This is a genomic window from Photobacterium sp. DNB23_23_1 (assembly GCF_052873815.1).
In genome coordinates this window covers 1-21,930 of record NZ_JBNNXT010000045.1, presented here as the reverse complement: position 1 = coordinate 21,930, position 21,930 = coordinate 1, and the positions used below count along the sequence as shown (strand labels likewise).

At 44.4% G+C, this 21,930-nt stretch carries 22 protein-coding genes and 2 pseudogenes; 11 read left to right on the top strand and 13 right to left on the bottom strand.

The genetic code is table 11. The features are described from left to right. Positions 1-6 precede the first annotated feature (6 nt). Positions 7-465 carry a cytochrome C gene (locus tag ACVA53_RS20990; RefSeq protein ID WP_255043865.1) on the bottom strand — a complete coding sequence of 153 codons (459 nt, stop codon included), beginning with the start codon at positions 463-465 and terminating at the stop codon, positions 7-9. Positions 466-783: 318 nt separating this feature from the next. Between ACVA53_RS20990 and ACVA53_RS20985 the strand changes: the two genes are divergently transcribed. Then, positions 784-1,188 carry a hypothetical protein gene (locus ACVA53_RS20985; protein ID WP_255043866.1) on the top strand — a complete coding sequence of 135 codons (405 nt, stop codon included), beginning with the start codon at positions 784-786 and terminating at the stop codon, positions 1,186-1,188. Positions 1,189-1,592: 404 nt separating this feature from the next. Here ACVA53_RS20985 and ACVA53_RS20980 read toward each other — a convergent pair whose 3' ends face one another. The 3 genes and pseudogenes from ACVA53_RS20980 to ACVA53_RS20970 form a co-directional block, all read right to left on the bottom strand. Further along, entirely contained in the window at positions 1,593-2,051 is a 459-nt protein-coding gene (locus ACVA53_RS20980; RefSeq protein ID WP_255043868.1) for an NfeD family protein, read from the bottom strand. Beyond that, the gene (locus tag ACVA53_RS20975) at positions 2,048-2,992 is read right to left on the bottom strand and encodes an SPFH domain-containing protein (protein ID WP_255043869.1); all 945 of its coding nucleotides are present in this window, start codon (positions 2,990-2,992) and stop codon (positions 2,048-2,050) included. The genes ACVA53_RS20980 and ACVA53_RS20975 overlap by 4 nt, the downstream gene beginning before the upstream one ends. Before the next feature lie 135 nt (positions 2,993-3,127). Next, positions 3,128-3,520: pseudogene (locus ACVA53_RS20970) on the bottom strand (methyl-accepting chemotaxis protein); the annotation flags it as partial. A 260-nt stretch (positions 3,521-3,780) separates the two neighbouring features. Between ACVA53_RS20970 and ACVA53_RS20965 the strand changes: the two are divergent. The 3 genes from ACVA53_RS20965 to ACVA53_RS20955 all read left to right on the top strand — a co-directional run bounded on the left by ACVA53_RS20965 (position 3,781) and on the right by ACVA53_RS20955 (position 6,751). Further along, positions 3,781-5,706, top strand: a complete 1,926-nt coding sequence (locus ACVA53_RS20965) for a RecQ family ATP-dependent DNA helicase (RefSeq protein WP_446506155.1) — start codon at positions 3,781-3,783, stop codon at positions 5,704-5,706. Positions 5,707-5,941: 235 nt separating this feature from the next. Continuing rightward, on the top strand, positions 5,942-6,241 hold the full coding sequence (locus ACVA53_RS20960) for a YfcZ/YiiS family protein (RefSeq protein ID WP_255043871.1): 300 nt from the start codon (positions 5,942-5,944) through the stop codon (positions 6,239-6,241). 345 nt (positions 6,242-6,586) lie between these two features. Beyond that, a complete protein-coding gene (locus ACVA53_RS20955; protein WP_166645346.1) occupies positions 6,587-6,751 on the top strand; it encodes a hypothetical protein in 165 nt (54 codons plus the stop codon). 129 nt (positions 6,752-6,880) lie between these two features. Here the strand turns inward: ACVA53_RS20955 and ACVA53_RS20950 are convergent, their stop codons facing one another. The 3 genes from ACVA53_RS20950 to ACVA53_RS20940 all read right to left on the bottom strand — a co-directional run bounded on the left by ACVA53_RS20950 (position 6,881) and on the right by ACVA53_RS20940 (position 8,476). Next, on the bottom strand, positions 6,881-7,135 hold the full coding sequence (locus ACVA53_RS20950) for a DUF1496 domain-containing protein (protein ID WP_373689575.1): 255 nt from the start codon (positions 7,133-7,135) through the stop codon (positions 6,881-6,883). Positions 7,136-7,313: 178 nt separating this feature from the next. After that, positions 7,314-7,664 (bottom strand): RidA family protein, encoded by a 351-nt coding sequence (locus ACVA53_RS20945; protein ID WP_255043874.1) that lies wholly within the window; start codon positions 7,662-7,664, stop codon positions 7,314-7,316. 134 nt (positions 7,665-7,798) lie between these two features. Further along, complete coding sequence (locus tag ACVA53_RS20940) at positions 7,799-8,476, bottom strand: DNA alkylation repair protein (RefSeq protein WP_255043875.1); 678 nt, start codon at positions 8,474-8,476, stop codon at positions 7,799-7,801. A gap of 331 nt (positions 8,477-8,807) precedes the next feature. Here ACVA53_RS20940 and ACVA53_RS20935 point away from each other — a divergent pair, with 331 nt between their 5' ends. Genes ACVA53_RS20935 through ACVA53_RS20920 form a run of 4 tightly spaced genes read left to right on the top strand, consistent with a single transcriptional unit; the run spans position 8,808 to position 13,575 of the window. Next, a complete protein-coding gene (locus ACVA53_RS20935; protein ID WP_255043876.1) occupies positions 8,808-10,175 on the top strand; it encodes a glutamine synthetase family protein in 1,368 nt (455 codons plus the stop codon). Positions 10,176-10,190: 15 nt separating this feature from the next. Continuing rightward, positions 10,191-11,618, top strand: a complete 1,428-nt coding sequence (locus ACVA53_RS20930) for an aldehyde dehydrogenase family protein (protein ID WP_255043877.1) — start codon at positions 10,191-10,193, stop codon at positions 11,616-11,618. 29 nt (positions 11,619-11,647) lie between these two features. Then, on the top strand, positions 11,648-12,811 hold the full coding sequence (locus tag ACVA53_RS20925; protein WP_255043878.1) for an iron-containing alcohol dehydrogenase: 1,164 nt from the start codon (positions 11,648-11,650) through the stop codon (positions 12,809-12,811). An 8-nt stretch (positions 12,812-12,819) separates the two neighbouring features. Then, positions 12,820-13,575: a glutamine amidotransferase-related protein gene (locus ACVA53_RS20920; protein ID WP_446506154.1), complete on the top strand. Its 756-nt coding sequence runs from the start codon at positions 12,820-12,822 to the stop codon at positions 13,573-13,575. Between the two features lie 167 nt (positions 13,576-13,742). Here ACVA53_RS20920 and ACVA53_RS20915 read toward each other — a convergent pair whose 3' ends face one another. The 5 genes from ACVA53_RS20915 to ACVA53_RS20895 all read right to left on the bottom strand — a co-directional run bounded on the left by ACVA53_RS20915 (position 13,743) and on the right by ACVA53_RS20895 (position 17,009). Continuing rightward, a complete protein-coding gene (locus ACVA53_RS20915) occupies positions 13,743-14,540 on the bottom strand; it encodes a helix-turn-helix transcriptional regulator (protein WP_255043880.1) in 798 nt (265 codons plus the stop codon). Between the two features lie 316 nt (positions 14,541-14,856). Then, positions 14,857-15,753, bottom strand: a complete 897-nt coding sequence (locus tag ACVA53_RS20910) for an aspartoacylase (RefSeq protein ID WP_255043881.1) — start codon at positions 15,751-15,753, stop codon at positions 14,857-14,859. Between the two features lie 127 nt (positions 15,754-15,880). After that, the gene (locus tag ACVA53_RS20905; RefSeq protein WP_255043882.1) at positions 15,881-16,330 is read right to left on the bottom strand and encodes a hypothetical protein; all 450 of its coding nucleotides are present in this window, start codon (positions 16,328-16,330) and stop codon (positions 15,881-15,883) included. 88 nt (positions 16,331-16,418) lie between these two features. Then, positions 16,419-16,832 carry an alternative ribosome rescue aminoacyl-tRNA hydrolase ArfB gene (gene arfB, locus ACVA53_RS20900; RefSeq protein WP_255043883.1) on the bottom strand — a complete coding sequence of 138 codons (414 nt, stop codon included), beginning with the start codon at positions 16,830-16,832 and terminating at the stop codon, positions 16,419-16,421. Positions 16,833-16,871: 39 nt separating this feature from the next. Beyond that, positions 16,872-17,009 carry a DUF2256 domain-containing protein gene (locus tag ACVA53_RS20895; protein ID WP_255043884.1) on the bottom strand — a complete coding sequence of 46 codons (138 nt, stop codon included), beginning with the start codon at positions 17,007-17,009 and terminating at the stop codon, positions 16,872-16,874. Positions 17,010-17,122: 113 nt separating this feature from the next. On the opposite strand from ACVA53_RS20895, the gene ACVA53_RS20890 reads away from it, so the two are divergent. Beyond that, positions 17,123-17,449 carry a DUF3392 domain-containing protein gene (locus tag ACVA53_RS20890; RefSeq protein WP_274134625.1) on the top strand — a complete coding sequence of 109 codons (327 nt, stop codon included), beginning with the start codon at positions 17,123-17,125 and terminating at the stop codon, positions 17,447-17,449. A gap of 327 nt (positions 17,450-17,776) precedes the next feature. On the opposite strand, the gene ACVA53_RS20885 is transcribed toward ACVA53_RS20890, so the two are convergent. Further along, positions 17,777-19,492, bottom strand: a complete 1,716-nt coding sequence (locus tag ACVA53_RS20885) for an NAD-dependent malic enzyme (RefSeq protein WP_255043886.1) — start codon at positions 19,490-19,492, stop codon at positions 17,777-17,779. A 793-nt stretch (positions 19,493-20,285) separates the two neighbouring features. Here ACVA53_RS20885 and ACVA53_RS20880 point away from each other — a divergent pair. Both ACVA53_RS20880 and tnpC read left to right on the top strand, forming a co-directional pair. Beyond that, positions 20,286-20,552, top strand: a complete 267-nt coding sequence (locus ACVA53_RS20880; protein WP_446506153.1) for a DUF6444 domain-containing protein — start codon at positions 20,286-20,288, stop codon at positions 20,550-20,552. A 20-nt stretch (positions 20,553-20,572) separates the two neighbouring features. After that, positions 20,573-21,712, top strand: a pseudogene (tnpC, locus tag ACVA53_RS20875) (IS66 family transposase); the annotation flags it as partial. Positions 21,713-21,930 lie beyond the last annotated feature (218 nt).

Sequence of the window (21,930 nt, the reverse complement as noted above, 5' to 3'; positions counted from 1 at the left end):
ATCAAATCAATAATAAAACCCTTCATACTGGGTATATTCAAAAGGCTCTAGCTCGTACTTACTTTCAAGGAAGGTAATAAGATCAACCAAGTCTGTTACTGTCATGACATCGTTATAACTTGGCATTATGGACTCACCCGAACGCATCACTTCTTCGGGTTCATATCCCTTGGCAATTCGGTGTGATGGATTGATAACGGAAACAACCAGTTCCTGATATTTTTTCAGGCTTGTTACCTTTCCGCCCAGCGCGACATTGACACCGGACTCATCCAATACCTCCGGCCGCTCATAGCCTTCCATTATATGACAGCTTAAGCATTGATAGTGCTGGAACAATTCTTCACCATGAGACACATCCCCCGGAGGTAACGTAAACGTTGCGGTATTTCCGCGCTCTGACGGTTCACAGCCGGTCAGCGCGATGGTCAATATAGAACCAAGTAGCAATGGGAAAAGTTTCATAAATCACCACCTGTTTTTGCTTAGATTTGTCAGCAGATTCTGTGGCTATGATAAGTGTAGAAGGATATAGAACGAGATAGTTGCCAAATCAGCAACTGTCTAACACTTGATTGACTGCGATCAAAAAACAGCTGTGCGTTCAAAGACAGAACAGAAGCTATCTTCGCAAAAATCAACGGTAGATTCCCTTTGCTTACATGGTTAGGATTAGCGATGAGCAGCTTACTGATATATGTGTCATCCTAATCGGACGACAATAATGTTCAGTTATGCGCTATAAACTAAACGAATACACCTTGATTAGTGAGAGTTACCCAAATGTCTAACGTAGTTCAGTTCTCGGCTTTCAGTGGCAACAAAAATAGCAGCATTCCCCAATCTAACAAACCACTGAGTCCAAAGGTATTAAGAGAGCAAGCGGCTATAAAGCAAGACAAACGCTGTTACTTCTGTGGTGAACGCAAAGAACCGAAAGAGCTAAACTGGCTTGATAAGACCGGCTTCAAGGCAAAAACGCATGTTATCTGTAGCGCCTGTAGTTCTGGTGCCAAATCACGTTCAATGGATGAGCTGCGAATAATTCTTGCGCTAAAAGCGTTGGATTTCAGAACGATAAAACTGCAGCAATACCTTGAGCTAAGAGAAAAAGGTGTTCAGATAGACGGTGTACGAGAATATAAGTTCTACTTTGAAAATGTAGCCAATAACCCTGTTCAGGTATAGTAATCTTCTTACTTTGATGCGCTAATCAAAAACAGCCTGGCAAAAGCCAGGCTGTTCAATAGATATCTGTAAACGAGGTAATGAGTTAAGTTATACCAATCTCGATATGTAGTTGATCAAGTATTTGCACTGGAGAAATCGTTGTTATCAAGACAGATATTGCAGTAACTAGTGGCTCTAATTACAAAATCTCTAACATAGATAGCAGCGATTTTAACCAGTAAAACAGATCAAATACTTATTTAGGTTGGTATTATAGTAGGAACAAAAAAAAGCCTCCGCATAAGCAGAGGCAATACCAGCAAATAACAAACACTTTTGAATCGCCTTCAATATAGCGTCAGCAGCAAACATAAACTTACCATTATGCGCCACCACCGTTAATTGCCAGCAGATAGTGTATTTTACTGGCTCACTTTTTCTTGAATAATGACAACGATACCCTCGACCCTTATGACTTCAACCAAGGTGCCTGCAGGTATGTTGGACTCTGATTTAGCGGTCCACGTCGTATCACCGAGTTGCAAACGCCCTTGCCCAAGCGGGAAATCATTTTCGAGTACGCATGTTTGGCCTATCAATTGTTCTGAGCGCTGATTCAAACTGCGTTGCTCGTCACCGGCTCTATCTTGTTTGTGCTGATAGCGCCACCACAACCAAGTCGTGAACAAGCAGAACACAGCAAAAGTCAGCCATTGCATTTCCCAACCTAATGGTAGGAAGAACATGATCGCTCCAACCAACAGTGCTGATACTCCTAGCCATAGCAAGTAACCTGCTGTGCCTAATAATTCCAATAGCAACAATACCAGCCCTAGCGCTAGCCAGTGCCAGGCGTTCATTTGCTCAAGTAACGTGATCATACCAGCTTACCTTTCTCTCCTTCTTTACTGCTCCCTGACTGGCTGAGGATCTCAGTGATCCCCGCAATTGAACCCATCAGGCCAGTCGCTTCCAGAGGTAACATAATAACTTTACCATTCTCCGCTTGGCCTATCGCTTTCAACGCATCAGTATATCCCTGGGCAATGAAGTAGTTCACCGCTTGAAGATCCCCGTTGGCAATGGCATCGGACACCATAGCAGTCGCTCTGGCTTCTGCCTCTGCCGCCCGCTCCCTTGCTTCTGCTTGCAGAATAGCGGCTTGCTTATCACCTTCCGCCCGCAAGATTGCAGATTGCTTGTGGCCTTCAGCTCGCAAAATTTCAGCCTGTCTTACCCCTTCAGCTTCTAGAACCTCTGCTCTCTTATTACGCTCCGCTTTCATCTGAGCATTCATTGCTGAAGTCAGATCAGCCGGTGGTTGCACATCTTTTATTTCGATACGAGTGACTTTAACACCCCAAGGGTTTGTGGCCTGGTCAACAATGGTCAGTAGCCGTCCATTAATGGTGTCTCGCTGTGATAGCATCTCATCGAGCTCCATCGAACCAAGAACAGTACGGATATTAGTGAGGGTTAGATTACGGATAGCATGTTCAAGATCAGTCACTTCATAAGCGGCTTTTGGCGCATCGATGACCTGCACAAAACACACCGCATCAATGGTAACATTGGCGTTATCTCGTGAAATTACTTCTTGCGCCGGAATATCCAGCACTCGTTCCATCATATTGATCTTGTTACCGACTTGGTCGATAAAAGGCACAATCAAATTCAAACCAGGACGAAGGGTTTTGGTATAACGCCCAAAACGTTCTACGGTCCACTCACTACCCTGTGGAACGGTTTTAACACCCGAAGCAATAAACACTATTGCCACTATGATAAATACACCAACAGTGACCAAAGTATCGTACGGCATGTGGCTCTCCTTAATAAACAGCGTTCAGTTAATAACCAGAATACCGTATGCAACCATATCAATACAATGGCTACATCCCTGAACTTTAATCAAAAAGCCCCACAGTTGTTGGGCTTCGCTAGCAATCTATGGTTATCAAACTTGGAAACGACCAACTTGCTGCCGCAATGTCTGGCATTGCGTTGCAAGTTGTATAAAGGCTTCTTCCGTTGCACTTACCTTCCCAACCACTTCTTGACTTTTATCCGCTATTTTTTGGACGTTCTGGCTAATATCTTCACTCACCTGGCTCTGTTGGCTCGCTGCAGTGGCAATACCACTCTCACGACTACGTTCCATTGCCGCTACCGCTTGCTTCGCAGCATGTTGCAGACGCTCAATCATCGTTTGGATTTCACCAGTGCTCATTTGTGTTTTGCTTGCAAGTGAACGTACTTCATCGGCTACCACCGCAAAACCTCTTCCCTGCTCGCCAGCACGAGCCGCTTCAATGGCCGCGTTCAATGCCAGTAAATTTGTTTGCTCGGCATTTACCTAAGTCTGTATAAAACCTACAAGGTATATTTTGAAGCGCAATTCTAACACTAACACCATAAGGCACTGATTTTATTTGCAATTAATGTAACTGAAATCATTACAAACCATTCATGCTCACTTAGATTGAGGCATTGCTGACTCAACCCCCATCCTTGTGTTTCCTTCGCCCCTAAGCTATCAAGCTAACCGAATGGGCAATCACTCCATACTTAGGTATGATCGGTGTATGGTCCCATCAACATAAACTGCCCATGTATCTCAACAACCTTAAACAGTATTTTGGCTTCGATAACCTCCGCCCCGGCCAGGATGAAGTGATCAGTAAAGTCATTGAAGGCCATTCAGCTGCCGCTATCTTCCCTACTGGCTCGGGCAAGTCACTGTGCTATCAGTTACCTGCTTTGCAGCTTCCCAACCTGACACTGGTCATCTCGCCATTACTGGCGTTGATGAAAGACCAAATTAACTTCTTGCACAGTAAGGGCATTCAAGCGGCTTCCATTGATTCAAGCCAAAGCTGGGAAGAGACACAGCAAGTCATGCAAGGGGTACGGTCGGGGACCATTAAGATTCTGATGATTTCAGTCGAAAGGCTGAACAACGAACGTTTTCGTCAGTTTATCTCCCAAGTACCAATTTCATTATTAGTGGTCGATGAAGCCCACTGTATTTCCGAATGGGGCCATAATTTCCGCCCAGATTACCTCAAACTTCCTCAGTATCGCCAGTTGTTGAATATCCCTCAGGTGCTCTTGCTGACAGCGACGGCAACCCCAGCGGTTATCAGCGATATGGGACACAAGTTCGGGATTGAAGATAACAATATCGTGATCACTGGCTTCTATCGCCCTAACCTCGATTTGACTATCACCCCGACGTCAGAGTCCGACAAACAAGCTGCTTTATACAATACACTGGCTAGCGATCCGTCACTGCCGAGCATTGTTTATGTGACGTTGCAAAAAACAGCAGAAGAGCTTGCAGCGGCGCTGCAACAACAAGGGATCATGGCACAGGCATATCATGCAGGGATGGACAGCGATCGTCGCCAACAAATTCAAAGTGATTTCATGGCGGGCAAACACCAATGTACGATTGCCACCATTGCCTTCGGGATGGGGATCGACAAAGCAGACATCCGCCGAGTTATTCACTTTGATCTTCCCAAATCAATAGAAAACTACAGTCAGGAAATCGGTCGAGCCGGACGTGATGGCCAGCATTCAGACTGCATACTGCTTGGCAACAAGTCAGGGCTCAATGTGCTGGAGAATTTTGTGTATGGCGATACCCCCGATCAATCTGCGATTGAAACGGTACTTAGGCTCATCAAACAAAATGTACCACAGTGGGAAGTGGTGCAACTGCGGCTCTCCAAAGAAAGTAATATCCGGATGTTGCCACTGAAAACCTTGCTGGTATATCTGGAAATGGCCCAAATCATCGAGCCTCAGTACACCTACTTTGCCGATTACCGCTTTAAACTGCTTACTGATCAGCAGTTTATTATCAATCAGTTCCAAGGTGAACGACAAAGCTTCGTTAGCCACATCTTTGCCTGCTCGCCAAAAGCGCGTACCTGGCATACGGTTGATTTCGATGCCTTATGGCAGACTGCCCAGACAGAGCGTAAACGTGTTGTCGCAGCCATCGACTACTTCAGTGAAAAAGGCTGGGTTGCTTTAGAAAGCAAACAGATGACCGATGTGTACCGTGTTACCAATCCAAACTTCGATATTAAAGAAGAGGCCGCTCGCTTATATCAGCTGTTCAAGGCCAAAGAGCAGAGTGAAATTGCAAGGTTAGACAACATGCTCGCCTTCTTCGAAAACGAGCAATGCCTAAGCCACGAATTAGCCAGCTACTTTGCTGATCACCAAGCCCCACAACAATGTGGTCATTGCTCGGTCTGCCGTGGAAGCGTTGCCAAGCTGCCATCTGATAACCAATTGGCTGATGTATCGGAAAACATGCTTAAAGCATGGTGCGATCCATTTATTTCCGCTTGCCCAGCAGCCCCTTCAGCAGCCGCTCTCACCCGTTTCCTATGCGGTATGACAAGCCCGCTTCACAACGTCATTAAAGCTCGCCAGCTATCAGGTTTTGGGAAAATGGAACAGTACCCTTTTCAGCAGACATTGACCCAAATTCATCATATTTATCCAAACCTTAGCTAACAGAATTAAATCATATATTTCTTGCCCTCCTCACAGGGTGAGGGCAGTGTCCTATTACACATCGTCATTTGTATTATGAAAAATAACATTACTCCGTGGCGATCTTCGTCACAAAGTTTTATGATGTCCGCATAAACACAAGTGACTTTAAGTTGTAGGATTCAGAGCTACCGAAGGGCAAGCAAACACCTTGAAGTGACTTGGGTATAATATAAATGGAGATAGAGTAAACGCCATGACAAACGAAAGCCAAGAGTACCAAACCTGCGAAGCATGCGGTGTATCTGCTGAGATGGGTTTCATCATTAAAGAAAATGATGATGTTGCTGATGTCAAAATCTTTGGTGGTAACAAAGCTGCACTAGAAGCAGAACTTGCTAACTACCTTGCGCTCGCTAAAGAAGTTAATGCTAACTTCAAGCATGAAGTTAGCCCGCTTAAAGATGACAGCACTGAACTAACTGCACGTATCCAATTCGAGTGCAGTGCAGAAAAACTGATTTTCGAGCTTAAAACACGCTCACTAATGCGCTAAACCGCTTAGTAAACTGAAAAATATGTAATTTTACAACATTTTTCTTATGATTTAGAAAAGCCGATTCCTTCATGGTATCGGCTTTTTTTGTACCATTTTTCAGCTATATTTAACAAAGCACTCAATAGGGACATAGTTACTCTTTTCACTTGCATATATTCCCATTAAACTGGTCAGATATGCTTGCAAGCGATGTTCTGTTATTAATGAGTATCAAACTAAGTGCATTCGCAAAGCGAATTAATAGTGGAAATTGATCTCGCTTTGTATGAAAATGCAGCAGCATTATGAATCACTAAGCACATGATATTGAATCCATATCATGGATAGAAAAGGAAATATTCGATGAACAGCAATAAAGCACGAGTGATCTCTAACTGGAAACCAACTAACGAACGCGAGTCTGCAGCATTGAAAGAATTTTTGATGCAAGAAATGGGGGCAAAAACGGCTCATCATGAAGGCGGTACTGGCAAACTTGGCCCTGATTCAGGTCGCCTTATTCGCTAATCCAGACATTTGATATTCAAGTAACAGTTCCCCCTGTTACGATAATGCAGCCTGTCCTTTGGGATATGGCTGCATTTTCTTTAAGAGTACATTTTTATGGGTGCATGGTTGGTGGCAATTGAGCCTTAATTACGACTTCTTTTCAATCTTGGTCCACTTCAGGGCACCATTGGTTTCAAAGTGTTTTTCCGGCTGACATTCAATCAGCACGCCTTCAATGGCGATCACTGCCCCCAACGAGTATGACTGCCCTTGATAGAAGCAAACACGCTGAGTATTGAATGTCCCTTCAAGGCTCAATTTTGGCTGAGATTTTACCGATATCTCTTTTGCCATGACAGGCAATGACGCTGGCATCGCCAATAGCAAGAACAAAGTAAACACAATAAACTGAGAACGGGAAATGCATTTACAACAAGCCTGCCATACCGAATTCCGCTTTTTCATTACCACATCCTCCTTGATAAACACCTAGAGCCCACACACAACTAACCCTTAGCTATTATTATCGACCCAATTAGTCTTTTACTTAAGCAATAAGATGATAATTCGTTAATAGCGATTATTCTTTAACTGCAGCGACAACGGAGATTTCGACTAGTAACACGTCACGTGCCATGCTTGCTTCAACACATGCACGGGCTGGAGCATGACCGGCTGGCACCCAGTTATCCCATACCGCGTTCATTTCAGCGAAATCTTTCATGTCTTTGATGTAAATTGTCGCAGAAAGCATGTGCTCTTTATCACTGCCAGCTTGTTCCAGTAACGCCTCTACTTTATCCAACATGGTTTGAGTTTGTTCAGTGATACCTTGTGTCGCATCTGCACACACTTGGCCACACAGGTAAACCGTACCATTATGCTTAACGATACGACTCATACGCTGTCCAGTTTCTTGACGTTCAATCACAGTAAATGCCTTCTTATGTTATTGGGACCTGATAGAATGTAATTCTTTTAATTACGGAACAGCGCTATATTAACAACTGCACACAACGTAGTAAAAAGAAGTTATGACTATCAATTTGATAGCGAATCGAGTGTTTATAGATTCTTTAGCGCTTCTTTTTGGCTCAAGGGAGATAATTGTTCTTGATAGCGCTGAACAAAAGACTTCACATACTCCGCATCTGTCTTAGCGTATTCTCTCAGCACCCAACCAATCGCTTTTCGAATAAAAAACTCTTGTTCACCAGCTAGCATTAGAATTGTTTCTTCAAGCAGCGAGAGATTTGTCTCTTTCTTGTGTTTGAGGTGAATAAGCAATGAAGCGCGACGCAGCCACATATTGTCTGACTGACGCCAACCTCGAACGACATCTTCAAGCTCTCGGTGTTCTTTCACTAAAGGACCAATAAGGTTCGAGGATATTTTGTCCACCGTGTCCCAATGGCTCGCTTCAGTTAGCATTTCTTCGTAAACAGGAAACGCCTCTAGGGTACGAAACGAGGTGTAGTATTCGGCGGCATCCATCGCAAGGTATTGCTCTTCACGGTTTTCCCCCGACCACAACCATAGCACCAATCGTTTGTACTCAATGAAAGAAGTGATCTGAGTATGCTCACGAGCTTGCTTGAATATCGCCTTTCGTTCTGGTGCCTTTACACCATAAAAATCCTGTTCGGTTTTCATATACGCTTGCATGGCTTTTGCGTTATCAGCATTACCCACTTCGGCCATTCTCTGCTGTATGAATATCACCATAGGAATAACAAGTGACATCAATAACTTCCTTTTGTTTACATGTTATTAATATATTTCACCAATATTGGAACACAGTTACTGACTTAATACCAACGTCTCATACCCAAGTGACTTCAATTGGGAAATTCAGAGCTTCATCAAGGTGTTCAGTTCAAGGAAAATGACCGAATGAAACAGGAGTCTATTTCGAGGTTATTTGGGTATGTCTAAGACTTTTTCACCCTATTGATAAAGTTGACGAATGCCCGACCTCTTCCTAGGTTTATAACAATAATAAAATAATCCTAATTACAGTCATCTTTGCCTAATCAATTTAACACCGCTTAGCCAACAGAAGGGATACCCGCTTATGGTGCCAAGAGAGGTCAAAACGGTTAACGATGCCAAGCAGATCATCGAGGAACGCAAGCTCAGTCACGTCAAGGTTGGGCTGTTCGATAACGATGGCGTGATGCGCGGCAAGTACATGTCGAAGGAGAAATTCTTTTCTTCCCTCGATACTGGTTTTGCCTTTTGTGACGTTGTCTTAGGATGGGATGTCAAAGATCAGCTCTATGACAATGCCCAATACACAGGCTGGCACACTGGCTATCCCGACGCGCCAGTACGTATTATCCCTTCAAGTTGCCGCGATGTACTGGGTGAAGACGGCATGCTGCTGTTTATGGCTGAGTTTGCCGGAGAAGCCGAGTCGGTATGCCCAAGGGCAACACTACGAAGAGTATTGGATAAAGCCAAATCCATGGGACTTCTCCCCAAGGCTGCTTTCGAGTATGAGTTCTTCCTCTTTCGTGAAACCCCCCACTCTGTTCGCGAAAAAGGTTTTCGTAATCTGAAGCCTATAACCCCCGATTGGTTTGGCTATTCGATGATACGAAACTCAACCTACTCCGAACTCTATCAGTCTATCCTTGCGATGGCCGAGACCATGGACTTTCCCATTGAAGGGATCCATTCAGAGACAGGTCCTGGGGTGATTGAAGCGGCTATTGCCGTCGACTACGCTTGTCATGCGGCCGACAAGGCGGCACTGTTTAAGACCTACATGAAAGTACTGGCCCAGAAGAATGATCTCATGGCGACCTTCATGGCTAAATGGAGTAATGACTACCCTGGTCAGAGTGGCCACATTCATCTTTCCCTACTAGATCAAGACGGCAAGAATGTATTCTTTGGTGCCGATCAAGCCCATTCAATGAGTGCCCTACAACGTCATTTTCTCGCCGGTCAACAACGCCTGATGCCAGAACTGCTTTGTATGGTCGCACCATCCGTTAACAGCTACAGCCGAATGATCCCCGGGTTTTGGGCCCCAACCGATGCCACTTGGGGGATCGAAAACCGCACGACGTCACTGCGGGTGATCACTGGCTCTCAAAAATCACAACGCATTGAATACCGTATCGGTGCGGCGGATGCCAACCCCTTCTTAGCACTTGCTGCTGCCTTGGGTTCTGGTCTGATTGGTGTAGAACAAGGCTGGGAGCCATCGGACCCAGTGCTAGGGAATGCTTACCAACAAACTCACAGTGACACTCTCGCTTTGCCCCGAACGCTCTGGGATGCCACCCAGCAATTCAAGCAGTCTGAAGCTGCCGTTTCACTCTTTGGCCAGGCATTTGTCGACCATTTTGCCGCTTCGCGAGAATGGGAGGACAGGGAGTTTAGAAAGCATGTAACTGACTGGGAGCTCAACCGTTACTTCGAGATTATTTAACACAAGGAAAGGCGCTTGAATCATTCAGCCAAACCCAATAGGCAACAAGAAGGGGTTATCCAAAATACAATATCTCCAGCCGATGGCAGTGTTGTCGCGACTGTGACGATGGCGACTCCCGAAGTTATCCAACAAACACTGGATAAAGCGAATGTCGCTCAACAAATATGGAAACAAGTGCCTTTAGCCCAACGACAAGACTACTGCAGTCGGGCTATTGATGCGCTGCTGAGTCACCGAGATATGATTGCCAGCGAGTTGAGCTGGATGATGGGTCGACCGATACGGCATAGCAGTAGTGAATTAAGAGGTGTCGAAGAGCGGGCTAGGTACATGATAAAGCATAGTGAGCAGGCGCTTGCCACCATCAAACTTCCTGAAAAAAAAGGCTTTACTCGTTATATCTCCAGAGAACCATTGGGTACGGTCTTGGTGATCTCGCCTTGGAACTATCCCTATCTCACCGCTATTAACTCAATCATACCGGCCCTGCTAGCAGGTAATAGTGTGATCTTAAAGCCGTCTTCCCACACGCCTCTTTGTGCGCAACGATTCCAACAAGCTTTTGATGAAGCTCAACTGCCTGAAGGTATATTCCAGCATTTGTTCTTAAGCCATGACGCAACCGAAGATACCGTTAGCAGTGAGCAAATTCAGCATGTGGTATTTACTGGCTCCGTTACTGGCGGAGCAAACGTCGAGATCGCTGCAGCTGGTCATTTTCACGGACTTGGCCTTGAGCTAGGCGGTAATGATCCCGCTTATGTCTGCAATGATGCCGACATAAACCTCACAGTTGACGCTATTGTAGACGGTGCGCTCTATAATGCGGGGCAATCATGTTGTGCCATTGAGCGGATTTACGTCGATTATCGGGTACATGATGAATTTGTCGAAAAGGCAATTCAACGCGTCAATCAATACCAATTGGGGTTTCCGCTCGATGAAGACACAACGTTAGGTCCTTTGATATCGGTATCAGCGGCCGACCATGTCCGTCAACAAATTACAGAAGCCAAACACCAAGGTGCTCAGACTCATATTTCTGAAGTCTGTTTTCCAAACAGTAAACCCGGCACCCCTTATCTCGCTCCTCAGTTGTTAACGAATGTGAATCATCAAATGCGGATCATGACAGAAGAAACATTTGGTCCGGTATTACCCATTCAAAAAGTATATTCAGATCATGAGGCTGTCGATTTAATGAATGACAGCGAATACGGTTTAACCGCCTGCATTTTTACATCTAATATAAACCGGGCGATCAGTATTGGCGAGCAAGTCGAAACCGGAACCTTTTTCGCCAACCGCTGCGATTACCTGGATCCCGCTCTGGCTTGGACTGGGGTCAAACACTCAGGAAAAGGCTACGCTTTATCAACACTCGGATTCGAAACGTTAACTCGACCTAAGTCATTCCACCTTAAGCATCCGACCGAATAGTCATGCCACCTAACATACCGGACTAACCTATGACTCTGCTGCACTGGCACTACCCTACAGAAATTCTCGTTGGCGAACATGCCAGCTCGCAGCTCGCCTCAGTGTGCAAGACGCGATCTATCCAGCGCCCTCTCTTTGTTGTCGATCCCGCACTAACCGATAACCAAACTACCCGAAATCTTGTCTTATCTTGCCAATCCGCTGACTTACCGAGCTCTATTTTTAGTGACTTTTCAGGTAATCCGACAGGCGAGCAGGTGGAATATGGCATTGAGTACTTTTTAAAAGGAAATCATGACGGTGTCGTTACCCTTGGCGGGGGATCATCCATTGACATAGGCAAGGCCATCGCTTTGGTTGCAAAACAGCAACAACCCTTATGGCAGTTTGAAGATATTAACGAGAACTGGACCAAAGCTGACGCTAACCTTATCGCCCCAGTCATTGCATTGCCGACCACCGCTGGGACAGGATCTGAAGTCGGTAGGGCATCAGTCATTACCGATACTCAAAGTCAGTCCAAACGCATAATCTTTCATCCGAAAATGCTCCCCGTACAGGTGATCCTTGACCCGGTGCTAAGCGTTGACCTTCCTCCACATCTCACGGCTGCCACAGGGATGGATGCGTTATCGCACAACCTTGAAGCCTACTGCTCCCCCAGCTATCACCCCATGGCCGAAGCGATTGCCATCGAGGGAATGCGCCTAATAAAACTCTATCTACCTATTGCTCATATTGATGGGAACAACCTGCAAGCCAGAACTCAGATGTTAATAGCCTCAACCATGGGAGCAACAGCCTTTCAGAAGGGGCTTGGAGCGATGCACGCTTTGGCTCATACCCTCGGGGGACGCTACAACTTACATCACGGCCTATTAAACGCCGTCTTAATGCCCTATGTGCTGTGTGCAAACCGGCATTATCTTCATGAAAAGATGTTAAGGCTTTCCCATTATCTCGAGCTGGAAAATGAAGGTTTTGACGGTGTGCTTGAATGGATACTGGCTCTACGCAAGCAACTTCACATCCCTCATACCATGGCTGAGCTAGGCGTCAATATTCAGGATCAAAAAGCCATTGCGGCGCAATCTGTACAGGACGCAGCAGCCAGTGGAAACCCTATCCATCTTTCCCAAGAACAATACGAAAACGTGTTTTACCATTCACTTAACGGCACGCTCGATCTATAGGATGGCACATGAAATTAGGTGTATTACTGTGTGATGATGTTAGGCCTGAGCTGCAGGGCAAACATGGAAACTATCCCGCGATGTTTTCCAATCTATTTGCCGCTGTCGACCCAAATATCACACTTGAATTTTACCGAGTCATTGACGGTCAATACCCACAATCCTTGAATGAGTGCGACGGTTATCTCACCAGTGGCAGCCGATACAGTGTTTATGAACAAAGCCGGTGGATAAATGTTTTCCAGGGGTTCATTCACCAGCTCTACTTTCAGCAAGTCCCACTGGTCGGTATTTGTTTTGGCCATCAGATGATCGCGCAGGCGTTAGCCGGGGAAGTAGTATGTTCAGAGCGAGGCTGGGGAATTGGAGCGAAACAAATATCCATTGATTTAAAAGCAGCACAACGCTGCCCTTGGATAACCGAACCACCTGACACCTTATCACTGCTGGTAAGCCATCAAGATCAAGTCCTTCGCTCCCCTGCAGACTGTATCACCCTTGCTGGCAGTGATTTTTGCCCAAACAGCATCCTATTAGTCGGCGATCATTTTCTGAGTATCCAGGGCCACCCAGAATTCACCCCTGAATACCTTTACGATTTAATGAAACTCAAAAAGAGCTGTTATCCCACCGCGACATATCAAAGCGCATTAGATTCGTTGGTTCAGCCGACAGATCACCTTCAGGTGACCCGATGGATCATTCAGTTCTTCCGCTACCGGCAACTTATCAACGAGCCCCGTTCCTTTAATAAAACCAAATAAGCCCTTCAAACAAGCCAACTCATCTCTTTCTCCTCACGACTAATCGTTAATCGTTAATCGTTAATCGTTAATCGTAAAGTTGGCCATGACGCAAAACCCCAGCAAACAACCTCTCTTGAGTTACGATGTTGTTCACTGGGGCGTGCACCTTTGGGCTATCTCAGCACTTAGATATCCTTACCAAAGTCATTGAATATTAAATCAAACTCAGATGGGTACGTATCGTTGAATGTACAATTACTGGGTACTTTAGTTAAGGTTTTAATCGTATTTGCCATTAACCCAGCAGGTGACAAATTAGTTATTCTATTTTGCAGTAAATAATAACGGAGTGTTTTTCTACTGTTTATCTTCATACTGTAACGCAGCTGTGCCTTATCAATCAGCCTCGCCATGTTATTCTCAACTGTTTTAATTGATTTACCAAGAACCGTGCTGATAAAGTCGTTAGAAAATCCACACATAATAAAATATGCATACGTTTCCTGTAATGGTGTAAAGCTCTCACATAATCTAGACGCTTTAAAGTCAACTTCGTGACCTTGATTATAATACGTTGTTGGATCATTAAACGCAGAAGACAATGTAAAAATGAAGCCAGTATTATACATACTGACATCAATACCGACTACTTTGCCATCAGCATTTATTATTGGACGTTTAGAAACGTAATACGCTTTACAGCCTGACTCCAACCTTATTATATTTAATGAAAAAATATAATCTTTACTCTCTAGCACATGCTTGTTTTGAACATCGATCACCGCAGCGAAATCGCTAAAGTTACATTGGATCTCTGAATTTTTCGCCCCAATAGCAAGCTCACTTTTCAAGCCTAGAATATCTTCATAAGGTTTATTAATTGCAGCATAATTTCCCTTTTCATCATAAATGGCACAGGGAAATGGGCAAGAAATATTCTTGAGTCCGACCGCGTAAACATATTGCTCATCTGTTATGTTCATTATTCTTTTAGTGAGTTAAAACTATTAACTCAGCACCTAACTGACTTTTTATAATCAAAATTATTGATAGTAAACATACTTAGCCATCAGATAATATCAAGGTTTTTAATTGGTCTTATGTAAGGAAATGTAACAAGCTTTGGAATGAACAAAATGTAATCGATTTCAATGGAAAGGTAGATGATCAGCAATACACAATGACTCTCATACCTTTATATTTCAGCATTTATCATAACTAATAAGCAGTAGATATGACGCCCTACTGCTTACTGTATATCCAAGAAGTCTCAAACTCCCAAGGGGAAGGCATCAGCAACTACTTCACGCCAACAATAACGCGCTTAGCCAACGACATCGCGAGGTTGTTATCATAGTAAGCCGCTTCATTGATAAAGTGCGGGTACGCCTCGTAATCCCCTTCCCAGCAAATTTCTTGCCCGTTAAACAAGGTGAAGATAGGGTCACCATGACGAAGCACCTTAAAATCGGCATCTTGCACACTGTGATGAACCATGCCCATACGCTCACCATTCTCATTTTCAGGCAGCTTCAACGTTTCATGGTACTTGTATGCTTCATAGCTGGCCGGAAGCTCCGGTAAGGCATCACGATTATGCAAATCGACAAAGTCCAAAATATGGCCTGTCATTTCTTCCATCCAGTCTAAAACATCTTGGCGAATAACAGACTGTGGTTGCGGGCCAATTTCTACAATCACGCCCTTTTCAGAAATAGAGCTTAAAAAGCTGTGCTCATGGACCGGGATATGATCTTCCAATACCACAACAGCACTTGGCATCTTTACAGTGACATACGCTCCCAACTGTCGATTAAAAGCATCAGTCTGAAGTAAGATAAGAGATGGCCCCATATTGCTGGTCGTATTATGCAAATCGATAATAAAGTCGGTTTTTGCTGCGCCCTTTGGCCCTAGCTGCGCGTTAATAGCCTTCGCACGGCTTTGCTCATAATTTGCCAGATCAAGATTGTTAAGGTCGTCAGTTGCAAACTGGCGGTTCATATCACAATCGAGGTAACGTTTATTTTCTTCAAACGCTTTTGGGTTCGCAAAAACGGTTTCTACAGAAAAGCTCTCACGTTCAATCACCTGTGGTGTGTCACGCCATTTGCGCAATAAATAAATACCACTGAATTCATTACCATGGGTGCCACCAACAATCGCAACTTTATTCAATTTATTCGTCCCTGTCATCTTTGCTCAGACTCGTCTTCATCAATTAATACCATATCCACTGATAACAGTTTCACTGATAATTTTCCATTAAAATTGCATAATAATTGACTCATATGAGGCTGGTCGTGCCAGCATCCAATACACCCTAATTCCACTGGGGACGTGTTTGGGCCAATTTCAGGTAGGAATGTAGCTGGCCGTTTTTATATTCAATGGCTGAGTGAATACTGCTTCCTTGACTGGCGACCACAGTGCAAGCGTAGCGATTTTCGTCCTTATAAATAGTCAGTTCGAGCATGCCGCTAACCAACCGCCACTCACCACGGGTTTTCTGCCTTCTGAACAACGTAAACTCTTCCAGGCTACCATTCGGGTGGAGTAATAGCTCAGTAACATACCCTGCAGAACAGGTTTTGATCCAATGTTGTTGGGTTAACTCTGTCAGAGAAAAATCGCGCTTGCCTGATAACCACGTTTGCAGCTCATCTTGCTGCGAGCTATCAGGCGTCGGTAATCGATCCAGATCCAGTAGCCTGACTCGTTCCGATTCGCGGTAAAACAGCTGCAACAACTTTTGGGTCTTATTATCAGACATCCCTATCTCCCTAGAACAGTTTAGGCTTCCAAATGTAACGCTAATTAAATTACAACATTAGTGTTAAACATTGATTTTGCAATACAAGTCAAAACTTCACTTTGCCTCTCATCACTTTTTTCTGGCCTCGCTGTGTTTTTTTATCTACTCGCCTTTTCTGTGAATTGCGAGTCGGTCTCGTTGCGCGACGGGCTTTTTGCTGCACAACCGCCGCTTTGATCAAAGCGACCAGCCTTTCCAGCGCATCTTCACGGTTCAGCTCTTGAGTGCGATATTGCTGGGCTTTGATGACGATAACCCCCTCTTTCGAGATCCGGCTATCGGATAATGCTAGCAACCTTTCTTTATAAAAAGCAGGCAATGACGAGCGTGAAATATCGAAACGAAGGTGAATGGCCGATGAGACTTTGTTGACGTTTTGTCCACCAGCCCCCTGGGCACGTATTGGTGTCAGCTCAACTTCCCAGTCACCCAACTGGACTGCATTAGAAATTTCTATCATAAAACTAAAATGAAAAAGGGTTCTGAGGGTAGTATACCTTTACTTGACGAGTTTGTGTCGCCGACAGCGCTTAGAACAGTAACGAACACTATCCCAACATAGCCGCCATTTTTTGCGCCAATGAAACGGGCGCCCACAGGCTACGCACATTTTCTGCGGCAGATGACTCTTTTTCATTTAACCCTCACGCAATAGTGGTCGTCTTTCCTATTTACGATCAATAACGTAAAACCGCTCAACAGCTGTATTCGCGAGTTGTCCGGTATTCTGGGTTAAATCTTATGGAATTTATGGCTTCACTGATTGCAGATATCGGTAATTTGATCCGACCTTGGATTGATGATATCGCCACTGCAGTGATCACTTGCTTACTTGTAATGTTTGCAGCTGACATCAATCGGTTTATGCGCAAACAATTAGTCGGCACCAACTTCATCGTCAGAACGATCATTTTTATATTGGTTAATGCATTTGGTTACGGATTTTTTATTGTCAGTACCGCTCCATTATTGTCAACGCAACTAAGCCAGCTGGCTAACCACTGGCTTATTACGGTTATCTCGACTTTATTCATTGTCATCGGTGTTTGGGCCCAGCGACACCGCCAACAAGTCTAACGATGACTTTATCAATGTTAGCCGGCTAATCTGAAGATGTAATACATCATCATCAGCCACAGACCAATACCCGATACAGCGACAAATGAGAACACGATGAGCTGCTTTAACTTTGATAGAAAGCACGACATATGCATAACGAACCTCCTTGCTTACCACTGGACTTGGAATGTGTTAATTAACCAAGCTTTAACAACATCTTACCCCTGATGCTGAGCAAACAGTTAAGAGACAGATCGGCTTCTGGGAAAGTGGCCCAAAATGCTAAATCTTTGGCATGAAATGTAAAAAGCCCGGCATTCGCCGGGCTATATTTATCACGTCATTTTATACCCGACGGTATGGTAGGTAGATAGGTTCCCAAGTGTGCTCAGCCAACTCTTGAATAATATCTTTGCCTGCTAAGTCACATTTTGGGTCTTTCGCCTGCATATCGGTCAGAATTCGGGTGGCGACATGCAAAGATACCTGCTTCAAATTGCTGATGCGCGGGTATACACAACCGGAGGCCAAATCGTCATCCTCGACCATTTCTGCCAGCGCATAAGAAGCCGTAGTGAACATATCCAGCGTCACCTTTTGAGTGCGAGACACAATTGCGGCCAGCCCTACCCCAGGGAAAATAAAGACATTATTCCCCTGTCCTATCCGGAAGTCTTGACCATTGTAACTCACATCACCAAATGGGCTTCCTGTTGCCACGATAGCCTTGCCATCACTCCAACGGTATATATCTTCAGGTAAGGCTTCACAATTCGCGGTAGGATTAGACAACGGAAAGATCATCGGCCGCTGGCTATACTCCATCATTTTCTGGATGTGGCCTTCTTTGAAGGCGCCACCAATACCACTGGTACCCAATAGTACCGTTACTGGGTAGTTATCAATTAACTCGGTTAATGATACCTTGCCAGCCTCAGCGACATTCCAGTCTAGAGACATCGCTCTTGGTTTAGCGTAGCGCTTCTTGTATTCATCCAGTCCATCACGATCATCAAACACCAATCCTTGCGAGTCCATGATAAAGATTTTTTCTCGAGCCACCGCATGAGAGCAACCTTCCTTGAGCAGACCAGCAAAAATCTGATCAGCGACGCCGACACCGCCAGCCCCCGCCCCATAAACCACATAACTCTGGTCTGCTAATGTCTCACCTTTAATTTTGACCGCCCCCAGAATTCCGGCTAATACCACCGACCCCGTCCCCTGGATATCATCATTAAACGACGGTAAGTACTCCTCGTAGTCCGAGAGGTTGTCGAAGGCATTGGATTTACTGAAGTCTTCCCATTGAAGAACCGCTTTGGGGAAATTACGCTTAACCTGATGCACAAACTTCTTAATGAAGGCTTTATATTCCTCACCTCTCAGACGTCGACGAGGAACCCCTAAGTACATAGGGTCATCAAGTAAATCTTGATTATCTGTTCCAATATCCAGTGTTATAGGTAAGCAATGAGCAGGATGAATACCAGCCCCCAAGGTATATAAAGACAGTTTCCCAATGGGGATGCCCATACCTCCGACCCCCTGGTCGCCAAGCCCCAAGATGCCTTGGCTATCCGTTACCACGATTATTTTTATATCTTTGCCAGTGAAATGACGGGCAAGCTCATCCATACTTTCAACGTTGTCTTCAGTGATATAAAGACCACGAGCTTTTTGGTAGCGGTGACTAAACTCCTGGCAGGCCTTACCGACTGTCGGGGTATAAATAATCGGTGTCATCTCTTCTACGTGCTTGGAAAGCAGCGCATAAAAAAGGGTTTCGTTCCTATCTTGAAGGGCACGCAAGAAAAGGTATTTTTCGATATCGGTTGAAGCATTTTTAAAGCCGTCGTACACCCTATTCAATTGATCTTCAAAAGTCTGGACACGTGGTGGTAGCAAACCATCTAACTGAAAAGCAGCTCTTTCTTCATAAGTGAATGCAGTACTTTTATTTAGAGTTCGATCATTAAGCAATTCAGTGCCTGTTAGCGATACGGGCCTAAACTCATTGCCACTTTCATCCTTCCAACGTAGATACTTTCCTCTCGTCATTCATCCTCCGTTCACATTATTTTCATTGTTATTTTTCCGGCTTTCTTCTGTATAGAAAGCAGCAGAAATTATAATCCTTATGATTAATGAAAAATGTGACAATCGAAGACTTGTCTTAAATGAATAAAAATGACAGTTGACGTCTATACCAGCAACGCAATACTAATATTCAATGATACAGCATCTATGTAATTCAAAATTTTTGTTGTACAAGCTTATCTTTTAGCATGAAAAATGCATTTCAATGCCTTTTTATCCAAGTGCTTACTTCTTGTTTTATTAAGTAAATTTACTGACCTCGTCTTTACAAGGTCTCGCACTAACTGCTTATCCTTCATAGCCTTTTCTCTTTACCACAGTCAACACACTTCCATATTGATTTAAATTTTAACTTTTGAATCCAGTTACGGCGCACTTGTACAAGGCGCCCACTACAATAATCACACATACAGATAACCAGTAGGTTTAAACTTGAAAAAAACGAAAATTAATATGTCATAATCCTGACTGTTTTTTTCAGGAGAAAGTCATTTTTATGTCTATTTCATGTAAGGCTGACGCAAATGGAATGCACATCACATCAGAAAAAAGTCACCATAATCACAAAAGATTAACACCCCAGTTAAACACAACACCGAACGTAACCATTCAGAACTACAGAAAAATTCGCAATTAGTAACATAGTTCTTAGGTAACCGTTCACCAGACCCCCATTGAAAAATCATTTGTGATCCATCGCACTTGATCCGCTTTTCCTTCTTGAGTGATCCTTTTCAGCCTTCATGCTGGCTGTATGAAAAAGAAAGAATCCAAATTTGCAGATGCGCCGCCTGTCGCTTCTAATATCAATGAAGCTAACGCACTTATCGAAGAGTTGTGGGAACAACTTCGGCACTACGAAGATAAGCTGAAGGCCAGCTGTTCTAATTCTTCTAAACCACCTTCTTCTGATGGCCCTAAAGAGCGGGCTGAACGGAAAAAGCTCAAAGCTCTGGTGGCCGCAATCCGAGAGGAGCTAAACAGGGTCACACAGGGCGTCAACGACAACTCTCGAAGCTAAAGGAAAGCGACGTTACCGTTGATTGCTTACCGGACTCAACTTGTCCGTGCTGTGGCAAGTCGGCTATCTCTGTTCACAACACCCCATTTTACCGGCATCAAGTACACGAGATACCAAAGCCAATCGTTGATATTACGGAGTATCGGCTATTTTCGGGACAGTGCCAGCATTGCAATAGGGTTGTGAGAGCGAAGAAACCTGACAATATCCCTCAAGGTATTATGGGTCCTAACCTACTCAGCTATATTGCTGTATTGGCAGGGCAATTTCATTTAAGTATCCGTAAAATTCGCTCACTGTTAAAAGAACAATTAGGAACAACATTTTCTGTTGGCGCTATCAGCGAAGCGCAGACCAAAGTTGCCTCAATGTTGACCCCGCTGCACCAGGCCATTCGAGATAGCATACAAAAAGCACCACTGGTTCATGTTGACGAGACATCTCATCCTCGCAATGGTGAAGATAGCTTACGTTGGTGTTGGTTGGTAACCAGTGAAAACTTGGTTTACGAAAAGATCTTGTTTTCTCGCTCTGCGCACTCAGCCAAAACTATGCTAGGTGATAACTACACTGGCCTAGCAGTGACCGACCAATGCCCGAGCTATAATTGGCTGGAGCCCCAAAAACACCAACTATGCTGGTCACATGTAAAAAGAAACGTGCAACAAATAGCCGACTACAGTGGTGCTGGTTATACGGCCTTTGTTGGGCAACGCCTTGCACTTATCGCCAATATGGTTTTTAGAACACGTCATCGGTTTGAAAATAGAGCCATCGAGTACAGTTGCTATCTCCACCGCATGAACCGACTTCGAAAGTCGTTTGATCACTGGCTTCAAAAAGGCAGTGGCCTGGTTGTTCAGAGATATAAAGGTCGCTGTGAAAAGCTACAAGCCCATCGGCAAAGTCTATGGTTGTTCCTGACCAGCGCTTCTATACCACTAACCAACAATGAAGCTGAGCGACGAATACGTGGTTGTGTCATCCAACGCAAGATTAGCTTTGGTACTACATCTGATGCCGGTGAGAAGTTCAGAGGTCGGATGCACTCGCTTGTTGAAACTTGTAATAAACGAGGCATGTCCACTTTGTCAGCATTGATGGAGATCGTACAGGCTGTTACTGCTCGCCAGCCTTATCCAAACGTATTTAGCTTGTAACCCCTAAATCAAGTACCTACTGGTGAACGCTTACGTTCTTAGCTTATATACCTCACCTAACCTTACCACTGCTTACGAATTGAGGAAGCGGATATACCTAGTATTTTTTTAAAATTCCGACAAAAAACCGATGACGATGAGTAATACCAATCTGGATAAGTCGTTGATCAAGTATTTGCACTGGAAAAATCGTTGTTATCAAAGCAGATATTGCAGTA